Origin of the sequence: Nocardia carnea, assembly GCF_029869215.1 — a bacterium.
GTDB classification, from domain to species: domain Bacteria; phylum Actinomycetota; class Actinomycetes; order Mycobacteriales; family Mycobacteriaceae; genus Nocardia; species Nocardia carnea_B.
In genome coordinates, this window is sequence record NZ_JARWPM010000369.1 from 1 (window position 1) to 13059 (window position 13059).

The following is a 13059-nucleotide window of genomic DNA, read 5'->3' on the forward strand; positions in this document are numbered from 1 at the left end:
CCCCGCCCCGAGGCCCCCCCCCACCCCCGGGGGGCTCCCCCCTCCCCGCCCCCGGGCCCCTTACGCCGCGTCCCCGGGGGGGCGCCCCCGCCCGCCGGGCCCCCCCCCGCGCCGTGAGCCGGACCTACCCGAGCCACACTCGGTACACCTGCCCGCGCGCCGCGCCGGCCCTACGCTGGTGGCGACGCGACGAACGACAGGGGAGCGGATGTCCGAGACCATCGGCAAAGGCGCGAATACCGCACTGCGCGGGGGCAGGGTGCGAATATCGGCCACCCCGGCCGGAATCGACCTCACCGTCCTGTGCCTGCGGGAGAACGGCAAGGTGGGCAGCGACGACGATTTCGTCTTCTACAACCAGCCGGTCTCCCCGGATTCCGCGGTGCGGCTGGTGGACGGCGCTTTGTCGATGGATCTGTCCGTGGTCGCGGCCGGCACGCACCGGTTGGTGGTCGCCGCATCCGTGGACACGGGGTCGTTCGGCGCGATCCCGCTCGCCGTACGGGTCACCGAGGAGGGCGGCGGCAGCTACGAGCTGCCCATCACCGGCCTGACCTCGGAAACCACGGTGCAGCTCGCGGAGGTGTACCGGCGGGGCGGTGGCTGGAAACTGCGCAATATCGGTCAGGGGTACGCCACCGGTCTGGCCGGCCTGGCCACCGATTTCGGTATCACCGTCGACGATCCGGGCACACCGGCAGCGACGCCGCCCACGCCTGCTCCGGCCGCGGCCGGGTGCCCGTCCGTGCCGGGAGATACGGCCCTTCCTGTCGCCGGCTACCCACCTCCGCCCGGTCCGCCGGGATATCCACCGCCGGGTGGTCTTCCACCGGCAACGGCCGAATATCCCCCGGCCTACCGCCCCGTGCCCGCGGCGGGTGGTAGCGCCGCGGGGGGAGCGTCCGCGCCGGCGGCCCCGCGCGCTGCTTCCGCGCCCGGCGTGAACTTCAGTAAGGGCGCAGTCACGCTCACGAAGGGCGCATCGGCCGTTCTGCTGGAGAAGGCAACGATGGTGCGGCTGCGGGTGGCGTGGGCCAGCGGTACCGATTACGAGGCCTACGCGCTGGTGGTTCTCGGCAGCGGCGAAGTCGTGCACGTGGCCACCTTTCCGGCTGCGGGGATTCCGGCGAACCCCCGGTTCCGCGACCTCGTGCGCCATCTCGGCGACCGCGGCCGCGGCGATGTGCGGCGCGGCGGCGGCCAGACCGAGGAGATCATCGAGGTGCGGTTGGCGCCCGAGATCGTCGCGGTGGTGCCGGTGGCATATTCGGCGATCAACAACGGAACCGGGTCGTTCCACAAATACCGCGTCACCCTGTCGATCGAGAGCGGTGCGGATACCGTCACGATTCCTGCCGACCAGGCCAAGAAATCGAGCTGGATCTTCACTTGTGTGCCGGGCATCGTCTACAACCGGCCCGAGGGTGTGCTCGTCGAACGCCTCGAGCTCTACAGTCGCCGTTTCTCCGAACACCGCCCGGCGGTGACCCTCCAGCCCGACGGCCGGGTGGACATACGGATGGACAAGGGGCCGGTGAACCAGTTCAAGGCCGACCGGACCTGAGCGAGGCGGGCCGTGGCCCCGGGACATCGGGCACGGCCGGAACCGAGTGGTGCGCCGAGGATCAACCGCTTCTTGTAGCACCCTGCGCGCTGTCACGCCGGATAGCGCGGGAAAATCGGGGGCGTGACGAGTTCCGCGGAGCAACCACCCTTCACCTATGCGGAGGTCGGCGCCACCCGCGGTGCGCTGCCGGCCGGCTATCACCACATCCGGGTGCGGCGGCGGCTGGGGCACGGGCGCGCTGAGTTCCAGCGCCTCGGCGATGCCGTCCTCGCCTACCGGATGCAGCGCGGCCTGCACCTGCTGGCCGAGGCGCGGCCGCCCCGGGCCGAGCCGGGAGCGCGAGTCACGGTCCGGCTCGGATTCGGGCCGCTCGGCGTGCTCGCGCCGTGCCGGGTGGTGTACGTCGTGGACGAGGAGAATCGCCGCGGATTCGCCTACGGCACGCTGCCGGGCCATCCCGCGTCGGGTGAGGAACTGTTCGTGGTCGAATACGACCCCGCCACCTCGGCCGTGTACGGCGTGGTCACCGCGTTCTCGCGGCCTGCCGCCTGGTACACCCGCCTCGGCGGACCGATCGCCCGCGGCTTTCAGCGCCTCGCCGCGGAAGGCTATCTGGCGGTTCTGCGCCGCACGCCCCGCAGCCCGGCCCACCCCCCGACAGATTCCTGAGACCCCGGAGAACCGGCAGAGCCGTCGTCGGACCGTGTCTGCCGCCCACCCGGAGCGCGCCCGATGGAGCGACCGGACCAGATGTGCAGGCAGCGATGACGGCCCGACAGCCGAGGCCGCCCCTGAGGCCGGGCGTTGACGAAGTAAAGCCCTGTTCTCTCAAATATTGCAATCATTGATGAATTAGTGGTTTCGCTATAAACTCGCGGGTATGGTGCACTTTTCCGGCCGGAAGCGGCTGTCGTGACGGCCCCGCGGCGGGGGCGGGTCACCCAGCATCGGGTGGCGCAGACGGTCGCGGCGGAACTGCGCACACGAATCCTCAACAGCACCGACGATTACCGCCTCCCCACCCAGGATCAGCTGGTACAGGAATTCGGGGTGTCCTACCCGTCGATCCGCGAGGCCATCCGCATCCTGGAAACCGAGGGCCTCGTCACCGTGCGCCGCGGTAATGTCGGCGGCGCCGAGGTGCACCGGCCCGACGAGACCTCGGCCGCCTACCACCTCGGGCTCGCCCTACAGGGCGGGCGGGTGACCTTGCGGGATCTGGCCTCCGGCCTGCAGATGCTCGAACCGATGTGCGCAGCCGAATGCGCCCGGCGCGAGGATCGTCTCGACGTCGTGGTCCCGGTGCTCACCGAGAACATCGAGAAATCGCGGGATCTGGTGGACGACGGGGTCGCCTTCACCCAGACCGCGCGCGAATTCCACGATCTGGTGGTCTCGTTCACCCCCAATGCGACGGTCCGCTATGTGGTGAGCAGTCTGGTCGCGCTGTGGTCGGCGCAGGAGGAGGCCTGGGCCGAAGCATTGACCGGCCGAGGCGAATACCCCTCGCGGGAGCAGGCACAGGCCGCGGTGCGTACCCACCAGAAGATCGTCGACGATATCGCCTCCGGTCAGGCCTCGGCGGCCGAACATATCGCCTGCGCGCATCTCGCGGCCACCCAGGCGCTGCTGCTGGACCGGTTCGACGACGGCATCGTGAACGCGTCGTCGACCATGTCCCGGCAGGCGATCCGCGGCGCCCAGGGCATCCGCCGCTGACCTACAGCCGCGCCTCGCTCGGAATATCGGTGACCGATCCGCGTTCGAAGGCGCGAATCATCGCCTCCTGCGTGAACGAGGCGATGAGCCGTCCGCTTTCGGTGCTGATCTGACCGCGGATATGCGCGGAACCCGCACCCACGAAGGTCGCCTCATGGTGATAACGCAGCCAGCCGTCCCATTTCACCGGATCGTGGAAGGTGACCGAAATACCCATCGGCGCGGTCGACAAGGAGTGATGCGCCTGCGCCGTGCCCAGCCCCGCATGCGGGCGCAGCGCGGTGGAGATGCCGAGATGCCCGGTGAAATGGGCCAGCACGGCGCGGTGCAGCTCGTCCCGGGCCGGCACCTCGTCGTAACGCAGCCACGCGTCCACCACGGGTGGGCCCACTTCGCCGGGATCATCGATATCGATGCAGCCGACGATCCGGACCTCCCGTCCCGGCAGCGGCAAGCTCTCGGCGAGGATCGCCGAAGCCGGGCCCGGAACCGGCAGACCGGCGAGTTCGTCGCGGCGGACGAGATCGGGTTGCGGAATGTCCAGCAGCACGGTGCAACTCGTCCGGACCTTCAGTTCCTGGCGGGCGGTGATGGTGGCACTGGCGAAACTGCGGCCCGCTTTGATGGTGGTGACCGTGAAATCCAGCGGAATATCCGGATCGGCGGCGGAAACGAACAGGGCGTGCGCGGTACGGACGGTCCGGCCGGGCAGGGCCTTGCTCGCGGCGACGATGCTCTGCCCCAGGATCTGGCTGCCGTCGACAACCCGCCGGCCGCCGCCGTCGCTGTCACCGACATAGCGGGCGGGGACCACCGGATGGGGCCGGACATCGAAAATATCCAGCATCCGCGCCATCGAGGATTCAGCGCCGTCCTCCGGGCCTGACCCGCTCATGCTGTGTCCATGGGGCATGAGCGGGAGCCCTGCGTGGTCACGCTTCGCTACCTCCTCCGGGCCTGACCCGCTCATGCCCGGACCCCCGTGTACCGGCCGGTGCCGATCGTCACCCGGACGGCGGACTGGTCGAAGGCGATATATCCGGCCAGCCGCGCTACCTGTGGATGGGGCCGCGGGTAGGTCCAGGCGATCCAGGGACGGTCGCTGCCGGGGAGGGTCCAATACGATGCCCGGCCCTTGAACGGGCACACCGTGTGCAGGTCCACCGATTCCAGCAGGGACAGGTTCACCGCGTTCGGCGGGAAGTACACGACCAGGCCGTGATCCTGTTCGTCCACCAGCAGGGTTTCGTCGCTGGTGGCCAGCACCGTGCCGTCGACGGCCGCGGTCATCGTATTGGTGCGGGCGAGCAGGTCGACCCGGTAGTCGGGGCGTTGCCGATACCCGGAGGGTACGGTCTCGTCGTTCATCGTAGCTCCGAATCCCGGTCTCGTTGGGCGCGCAGGCGCCGATTGTACTGTGGCGTAGGCAGATACGGATGCGGATCGAGACCCGGCCGGGCCTTCCCGCGGGCGGCTAGGTCTCGGCCGCATCGGGGGCGTAGCCGAGGATGCCCTTGACCTCCAGATATTCCTCGAAACCCGCCTCGCCCCATTCACGGCCGTTTCCGCTCTTCTTGTATCCGCCGAACGGTGCCGCGAAATCGAAACCGCCGTTGATACCGATCGAGCCGGCCCGCAGGCGCCGCGCGACGGCACGAGCCCGGTCCAGATCGCGGCCGGCGACGAACCCGGCCAAGCCGTATTCGGTGTCATTGGCGATCGCGATCGCGTCGTCGATACCGTCGTATCCGATGATCACCAGGACGGGGCCGAAGATTTCCTCCCGGGCGATGGTCATATCGTTGGTGACCTTCGCGAAGACGGTCGGTTTGACGAAGTATCCCTTCTCCAGCCCGTCCGGCCGGCCGGTGCCGCCGGCGACGAGGGTGGCACCTTCGTCGATGCCCTTCTGGATGAGTGCCTGGATCTTCTCGAACTGCGAGGCGGCGACTACGGGTCCGACGGCGACCTCGCCGGTGGGATCACCGACCGTGATACCTTCCACGGCCGCCCGGGCGGCCTCGATCGCCTCGTCCATGCGCGCGCTGGGCACCAGCATCCGGGACGGCGCACTACAGGTCTGACCCGAATTACCCATCATATTGCCGACACCGGCACCGACATTGGTGGCGAAATCCTCGTCGTCGAGGATGATGTTCGGTCCCTTACCGCCCAGTTCCTGGGTCACCCGCTTCACGGTGGGCGCCGCGTTCCGGGCGATCTCGACGCCGGCGCGAGTGGACCCGGTGAACGAGATCATATCCACGTCGGGATGCGACGACAGGGGTACACCGACACCCGGGCCGTCACCCTGCACCAGGTTGAACACACCGGCCGGGACACCGGCGGCCGCGAGGATCTCGGTGAAGATCTGCCCCGTGAACGGTGACCGTTCCGACGGTTTCAGCACCATTGTGCAACCGGTGCCCAAGGCCGGGAAAACCTTCACCGCGATCTGGTTCATCGGCCAGTTCCACGGTGTGATGAGCCCACAGACCCCGATCGGTTCCTTGACGATCAAGGTGGCGCCGCGCTGCTCTTCGAACCGGAAGTTCTCCAGGATCTCGATCGCCTCCTGCAGATGTCCGGCGGCCAGATCCACCTGGAATCCGTTCGCCAGTCCCGACGGTGCACCCATCTCCTCGGTGAGCGCGGCCGCCAGATCGCCGGTGCGTTTCTGATATTCCGCGCCGATGGCACGGAACAGGTCCAGGCGCTCGGCGACGGTACTGGCCGACCATGCGGGAAACGCAGCGCGCGCCGCGGCGACGGCCGCGTCCACATCGGCAGCGGATCCGGCCGCGACCTTCCCGCACACCTCCTCGGTCGCGGGGTTGACCACGTCGAAGGTCTCGTGTCCGGCCGGCTCGACCCAGGAGCCGTCGATATAGAACTTCAGGTATTCGCGCATCACTGCATTCCTTCCGCGTACCAGGTGCGGAACTCGTCGTAGCTCGGCATTTCCTCGGAGTTCGCCTTCGGATCCACCGCGACATGGATAACGCCGGGCTTCCCGCTGGCGAAGGCGCGTTTGATGGCGGGGGCGATTTCGGCGTCGGTGTCGACGTATTCGCCGTAGCAGCCGAACCCCTCGCCCACCTTGTCCAGGCGGGTCTGCTTGCTCCAGTGCACGGCGGTTTCGCGGGAGCCGTGCCCGAAGGTGCGCTTGTACACACCGACCTCGAGCCCCCAGGCGTAGTCCACGGCGACCACGCAGACCAGCGGAAGGTTCAGCCGCGCGGCGGTTTCCAGTTCCGCGATCTGGAACTGGAACGAGGAGTCACCCGTGATCATCAGGACCGGGCGTTTCCCACCGTCGGCCACCGAGGCACCCACCGCGTACGGGAGACCGGTGCCCAGATGCCCGAAGTTCTGGTTCCAGATCACATCGTGCGGTTTGCACTGGGTGTAGGTCCAGCCGAAGATCGTGGTGGCGCCGCCGTCACGGACGAGGATGCCGTCGGCCGGGAAATCCTTGGTGGCCTCCACGACCAGCCGGGCCGGATGGACCGGTGACCGGCCGGATGGCGCGGATTCGGCCAACTCGGCCAGCCGGGTGGCGTCCTGCTCGATCCATCGGGCCAGTTCCGGGGTCGCGGTGCGCGGGGTGTCCTGCAGCGCCGCAGTGAGCTGGGGCACGACGGCCCGCAGATCACCGACCAGTGGTACGTCGATGGGACGGTTGACGCCGATGGCGGTGGGATCTTGTTCGATCAGCACCCACTTGCGGATCGCTTCGTTCTCCAGCCAGTGCCGGCCGCGGCCGTAGTGAACGGGTTCGCCGAGTTCGGTGCCAATGGCCAGGCACAGATCCGAGTGCACGACCGCCTCCACCGCGGACGGTGAGAAGCCGTACGGGAAGGTGCGGTCTTCCAGGCCTTCGATGAAGGAGGTGCCGCCGGAGGTCTGGACGACCGGGCAGGCCATGAGGTCGGCGAGCGCTTTCACCGACGCCCCGGCACGGGAGGTGTGTACCCCGTGCCCCACCAGCAGCACGGGCTGCTTCGCCTGACGGATGAGTTCGGCGGCCTCCTCGATCTTGTCCTGGCCGGCCGTCTGGCCGACCAGCCGGTACCGGTGCGGCGGCAGCGGCGGCGGGACGTCGAGTTCCTCCTGGATCACATGGGAGGGGTACTCGATATACACCGGGCCGGGTACACCGGACAGCGCCTTACGCAGGCCTTCGCGAATGATCTCGTCGGTCTGGTCGGCGTATTCGATACTCGCCGCGTATTTCACCGAGGGTTCCAGCAGGCCGGACTGTTTCACGAACTGGATCCGCCCGCGCCGCACCCGCTGTTCGGTGATCCGCGCGCGCTGCCCGCCCAGGAAGATCACCGGCGAATTCTCCACCTTGGCGCACATCATGGCGCCGGCCATATTCGCCATACCGGGACCCAGGGTGCCGATGCACACCGCGGCCTTACCGGTCATCCGGGAGACGGCCTCGGCCATGAACCCCGCGGATTCCTCGTGGTGCGGGGCGACCACGTTCCAGCCGCGTTCGTCCGCGAGATGGAACAGGTGCACGAAGTTCGGATCGGGGATGCCGAAGATCGTATTGATTCCCTCGGCTTCGAACAGATCCAGGATCCGTTCGTAGACTTTGACCGCCATACTCAGTTTCCTCCCATGGCCATTGCGAAACTCCGGCCGATATGGTCGCTGTGGGCCGACGGAACGACCGGCAGCAGCCAGGAATCCTTGCTGTCACGTATTTCGCCGATCCGGGCGCCGACGTCCTCGATCGACCATTCCGGCTGATACACGCCGGGGGTTTCCGCGATATACGCCCGCGCCACCCGGCCCGCGAGCGCCACCAGCATTTCCCCGCTGACCGAACACGATTCGTGCGCCAGCCAACCCACTGCGGGGGCCACCAGTTCCGGCTCCATCGGCGGATAGTTCGAGGTGTCCAGCCCGTCGGCGAGCCGGGTGACCGCCGCGGGCACGATCACATTGGATTTCACTCCGAATTCGGCGCCCTCCAGCGCCACCACATTCGACAGTCCGATCACACCGGCCTTGGCGACGGCGTAATTCGCGACATTCCGGTTGCCGTAGAGGCCACCGATGGAGGAGGTGAGCACCACCCGCCCGTACCCGGCGTCCTTCATCGCCGGAAAAGCGGCGCGCACCACGTGGAATGCGCCACGCAGATGTACATCGAGGACCGAATCGAAATCGGCGTAGCTCATTTCGGTGAGCGGGGCGTACCGCACATTGCCCGCGTTGTGGATCAGTACATCGATCCGGCCGTAGGCATCGAGCGCCTGCGCCACGATCGCCTGTCCCCCGTCGGGGGTGGCCACCGAATCGGCACTGGCCACCGCCTGCCCGCCGGCCGCGATGATCTCCTCGACCACCGACCCGGCCACACCGATATCACTGTCACCGCCCGGAATACTGCCGCCCACATCGTTGACGACGACCTTCGCGCCCCGGGCCGCCAGCAGCAGGGCATAGGCCCGCCCCAGGCCGCGGCCGGCCCCGGTGATCACCGCGACCCGTTCGTCGAACCGCATCTCGGACAACGCTTCTCCTAACCCTTCGCCGCGGGGCGTCATCCGCCGAGCGCCAAACCCTCCAGGCGGCCGCTGTCCCGCCAGTTCTGCAGTAGCTCCTCGAGGGCGTAGAAACCCGGCCAATACGGTTCGCCGAGATGCGAACGGATGTTCTGCTCGCCCTCGTTGTTGTAGTAACCGGGTGTGCATTCCCGCTGGAAATTGCTGTTGTCCACCGCGGTTTCCTTGATGGTGGTGCACCACTGGTCGACGGCCTCGGGCGTCGGTTCCACCGTCTGCGCGCCCCGGTTCAGCGCCTCGCCGATGATGTAGGCGGCGTGGGTGGCCTGCTGATCGAACATATCGGTGGTACTCGCGGTGACCCCGCCCTGGATGAACCCGGTGAAGAAGATATTCGGGAACTCGTTGCTGGTCAGCCCGTGCAGGGTGCGGTAGCCGTTCTTCCAGTGCTCGTAGAGGGAGAGACCGCCGCGGCCGGCGAAGGGATGGATACCGTAACGGCGGTCCAGCTCGGTGGTGATCTCGAATCCGCTGGCGAAGATGATGCAGTCGACTTCGTGTTCCACCCCGTCGGCGACTATGCCCTTCGCCGTGATGCGTTCGACGCCTTTGGTCGCCGATACGTCCACCAGGGTTACGTTGTCGCGGTTGTAGGTGGGCAGATACTCATCGTTGAAACACGGCCGTTTGCAGAGGAACCGGTAATACGGTTTCAGCGCCGCGGCGGTCACCGGATCCTTCACGATCGCGTCCACCCGCTGCCGGACCCGTTCCATCGCCCGGTAGTCCTGGATCTCCCGGATCTCGACGAACTTCTCCGGCGTTACCTCGGCCCAGAGATTGTTCTCGTCCAGATAGGCCTGGGTGTTGCGGCTGACCTCGGTCCACCCGTCGCACACCAGATCCGGCTGGCCGGGTGCGAATGCCTCGAAGGCCGCGGTGTGGAAATTGCGGCGCCGCTCGAGCTGCCAGCCCGGTTGCAGGGTTTTCACCCATTCCGGATCGGTGGGCACGTTACCGCGCTCGTTGATATAGGACGGCGTGCGCTGGAAGACGTACAGATGCTCGGCCGAGCGGGCGATATGCGGAATGATCTGGATCCCGCTCGCGCCGGTGCCGATCACCGCGACCTTCTTGTCCTCCAGCCCGGTGAGCCCACCCCGCAGATCACCGCCGGTGTACTCGTAATCCCAGCGGGCCGAATGGAAGGTGTGGCCGGTGAAATCGTTGAGACCGGGGATCCCGGGCAGCTTCGGTTTGTTGAACGGCCCCTGTGCCATCACCACGAACCGGGCGCGGATATCGTCGTCGCGGTTGGTGCCGATCCGCCACCGCCGGATGGATTCGTCCCATTCCAGCGATTTCACCATGGTGGAGAAGATCGCCTTCTCGTACAACCCGAAATGTTTGCCGATCCGCTGCGCGTGCTCGAAACATTCGTCGCCGTAGGCGTATTTCTGGGTCGGGATGTAGCCGGTTTCCTCGAGCAGCGGCAGGTAGCAGTAGGCGTCGGAATCGCATTGGATTCCCGGGTACCGGTTCCAGTACCAGGCGCCGCCGAAATCTCCGGCCAGTTCGATGATCCGGAAATCCTCGACCCCCGCCTGGGTGAGGCGCGCGCCCGCGGTGAGACCGGCCCAGCCACCGCCGAGGACCGCGACATCGATATCCTCGTGCAGCGGTTCCCGCGGCGTGAACGGCGTGTAGGGATCACCTTCGAAGAAGTCGGTGAAGCCGTCCTCGGTCACCACATACTGCTGCTGCCCCTCCGGTCGCAGCCGCTTATCGCGTTCGGCCAGATACTTGGCGCGCAGGGCGATATGGTCGACTTCGGGGGTCTGCGTGGGTGCGCAGTTGTTCATTGAAGATTCCTCGGTGGTGATAGGGCCGGCGGCGCCGGGGTCAGGTGAGGTCACGCGGTGCGCCGGTGCCCATGTATTTCGCGAGATTGTGATGCAGATTGACGACGCTGCGCTCGCGGTACGGATTCGGTTTCGGGCCGCTGAATCCCGCGGTTTTCATACCCTGCTGGACGGCCGCCATATTGTCGAAATCCTGTGGCAGCACGGTGCGCCAGCCCGGATCGTCCTGCGGGGTGTGGACCCATTCCGTGTCCGGCGCTTCACCTTCGGGGAACAGTTCGTAGACCGCGGCCTCGAAAATGCATTTGTCCGGGTCGTAGCCGTAGGGTCGCGCGCTGTAGCAGAGCATATTGTTCACCGCGTGCCCGATCTGGAAGTTCGGGAAGATCTGCCACGCGGTACCGGCGGCCGCCACCTGCGCCGGCGATACGGTCGGCCAGATGACCCCGCGCTTCTCGTCGGCGGCCCGTGCCGAGGCCAGCCAGTGCGCCATGACCTCCGGGGCCGGGGTGCCCTCCGGTAGTTCCTCGGTGAGCCGCCGCGCCGCCTCCACCATGGTCCAGGTGGTGTTGGTGTTGGCGTTCTCCCAGGTGAAGTTCTGCAGTTCGATGGTGGATTTACGGGCGTCCGGGCCGTGGCCGAGGCGGATCTTGCCCTGGCTCTCCTCCTGACCCTTCGGCGCGTCATAGCCGATATTGCTGTGTTTGCCCTGCGCCCGCGCCCAGCCCAGGAACATGCCGAAGTTCATGAACTCCGGATGGGTGTAGGGCACGTGGTAGGTCTCCATGAAGGCCTCCAGCGCGACCTTCCAGTTGCAGTCGAACACCAGCCAGCGCCGCCACCGGTAGCGCATGTTCTGCAGCTGGAACGGCTCCAGCAGGGTCGCGGCCGGCTCCAGGTATTCCCGCAGCGTCTCCGCCGGATTCGGATCGAGATTGATGAAGATCCAGCCGCCCCAGGTATCGACGTGTACATCGACCAGGCCGTCGTTGCGTTCGGTGAGCCCGCACGGCCAGTCCTCGCGTTCGGGGACGAAGGTATTGCGGCCCTCGAGGTTGTACCGCCAGCCGTGGAAACCACAGACGAACTGCTTCTTCTGCCCCTTGGCATTCCGCTCGCCCGGCGGCGTGTCGATCAGTTTGCGGCCGCGATGCGCACACACATTGTGGTACGCCCGGATCTTGTCCTCGGCGGTGCGCACGATGATGATCGAATCGTCGAGGATCTCGTAGGTGAGGTAATCGCCGACCCGCGGGATCTCCTCGACCCGTCCCACCTGCTGCCACACCTTGCGCCACAGCTTGTCACGTTCGGCCTTCACGTATTCGGGACTGAGGTAGGCCTCCACCCCGATCGTCATCGGCGTGGACAGCGGTTCGGTGTTCGTGGCGATATCGACGGTCTCGCTCATGCCTGCGCTTCGCTCCGGCACGAGCGAGGGCTCGGCTGTGTTGATTGATCGCTCGCTGCGCTCGCTCATGGCGTTCTCCCACCCCGGGTCCGGGGATAGTCGGTGTCGGTGCAATACATTTCGGTGGTCAGCTGGTGATGGCGGCCCGGAAGCCCTCGTCCTTCAGGAACAGTGAGGTGTTGTCCGCGCCCAGATGGGTCCATTTCAGGTTGAGCCCGCCGTCCACCAGGATCGTCTGGCCGGTGATGTACGACGACAGCTGCGAGAGCAGGAACAGTACGGCGCCCGCCTGCTCCTCGGGCCGGCCGCGGCGGCCCATGGCGATCGCGGTTCGGTCGCGTACGGGATCTTCGTCGACATAGGTTCCCGAGGCCGGGGTTTCGGTGACCCCGGGCGCGATCGCGTTCACCCGGATATCGCTGAGCGCCAGCTCGACCGCCAGCGTGCGGGTCGCCGCGACCAGAGCGGCTTTCGCGGTGCCGTAGGCGATATGGAACGGCGCGGTGTTCATCCCGCTGATCGAGGACAGCGAGACGATTGACCCCGGACGGCCGGCGGCCTTGATTTCCGCGGCCACGGCCTGGCTCATGAAGAACATCGATTCGAGGTTCTGCGCGAACAGGGACTGCCAGTCCGCGCGGGTCACCCGGGTTGCCGGCATCCAGGTGGCGGGTGCGGCCCCGCCGGCGATATTCACCAGACCGTAGAGGTCGCCGTCGGCTTTGCGGGCCGCCTCCAGCACGGTGGCGATACCTTCGTCGGTGGCCGCATCGGCCTGGACGGGAACAACCTTCAGCCCCTCGCCCGCAAGTGGTTCGACATGTTTCGCCAGATTCTCCGCGCCCCGGCCGACCCCGAGCACGGTCGCCCCCGCCCGCGCGACCAGCCGCGTCACCGCGGTGCCGATACCGCCGCCACCCGCGCCGGACACGATCACCACGCGCCCGTCGAGTCCGAAGAATTCACCTGTCATGG

11 protein-coding genes are annotated in these 13059 nt (G+C 67.1%); 3 read left to right on the plus strand and 8 right to left on the minus strand.

Annotated features, from left to right (window positions below):
- Nucleotides 1-208 precede the first annotated feature (208 nt).
- The 3 genes from QH276_RS25955 to QH276_RS25965 all read left to right on the plus strand — a co-directional run bounded on the left by QH276_RS25955 (nt 209) and on the right by QH276_RS25965 (nt 3286).
- A complete protein-coding gene (locus QH276_RS25955) occupies nt 209-1564 on the plus strand; it encodes a TerD family protein (protein WP_280398743.1) in 1356 nt (451 codons plus the stop codon).
- 123 nt (nt 1565-1687) lie between these two features.
- Entirely contained in the window at nt 1688-2236 is a 549-nt protein-coding gene (locus QH276_RS25960; RefSeq protein ID WP_280398742.1) for a DUF1990 family protein, read from the plus strand.
- A 243-nt stretch (nt 2237-2479) separates the two neighbouring features.
- Nucleotides 2480-3286, plus strand: a complete 807-nt coding sequence (locus tag QH276_RS25965) for a FadR/GntR family transcriptional regulator (protein ID WP_280398741.1) — start codon at nt 2480-2482, stop codon at nt 3284-3286.
- 1 nt (nt 3287) lies between these two features.
- Here QH276_RS25965 and QH276_RS25970 read toward each other — a convergent pair whose 3' ends face one another.
- The 8 genes from QH276_RS25970 to QH276_RS26005 all read right to left on the minus strand — a co-directional run bounded on the left by QH276_RS25970 (nt 3288) and on the right by QH276_RS26005 (nt 13057).
- Nucleotides 3288-4181: an acyl-CoA thioesterase gene (locus QH276_RS25970; protein WP_280398740.1), complete on the minus strand. Its 894-nt coding sequence runs from the start codon at nt 4179-4181 to the stop codon at nt 3288-3290.
- 71 nt (nt 4182-4252) lie between these two features.
- A complete protein-coding gene (locus QH276_RS25975; protein WP_280398739.1) occupies nt 4253-4654 on the minus strand; it encodes a DUF427 domain-containing protein in 402 nt (133 codons plus the stop codon).
- Between the two features lie 106 nt (nt 4655-4760).
- On the minus strand, nt 4761-6197 hold the full coding sequence (locus QH276_RS25980; RefSeq protein ID WP_280398738.1) for an aldehyde dehydrogenase family protein: 1437 nt from the start codon (nt 6195-6197) through the stop codon (nt 4761-4763).
- Nucleotides 6197-7903 (minus strand): thiamine pyrophosphate-binding protein, encoded by a 1707-nt coding sequence (locus tag QH276_RS25985; protein WP_280398737.1) that lies wholly within the window; start codon nt 7901-7903, stop codon nt 6197-6199. The genes QH276_RS25980 and QH276_RS25985 overlap by 1 nt, the downstream gene beginning before the upstream one ends.
- Before the next feature lie 2 nt (nt 7904-7905).
- Nucleotides 7906-8820 (minus strand): SDR family NAD(P)-dependent oxidoreductase, encoded by a 915-nt coding sequence (locus QH276_RS25990; RefSeq protein ID WP_280398736.1) that lies wholly within the window; start codon nt 8818-8820, stop codon nt 7906-7908.
- Between the two features lie 29 nt (nt 8821-8849).
- Nucleotides 8850-10673 carry a flavin-containing monooxygenase gene (locus QH276_RS25995; protein ID WP_280398735.1) on the minus strand — a complete coding sequence of 608 codons (1824 nt, stop codon included), beginning with the start codon at nt 10671-10673 and terminating at the stop codon, nt 8850-8852.
- A gap of 40 nt (nt 10674-10713) precedes the next feature.
- A complete protein-coding gene (locus QH276_RS26000) occupies nt 10714-12084 on the minus strand; it encodes an aromatic ring-hydroxylating oxygenase subunit alpha (protein ID WP_280398734.1) in 1371 nt (456 codons plus the stop codon).
- 127 nt (nt 12085-12211) lie between these two features.
- On the minus strand, nt 12212-13057 hold the full coding sequence (locus tag QH276_RS26005; RefSeq protein ID WP_280398733.1) for an SDR family NAD(P)-dependent oxidoreductase: 846 nt from the start codon (nt 13055-13057) through the stop codon (nt 12212-12214).
- Nucleotides 13058-13059 lie beyond the last annotated feature (2 nt).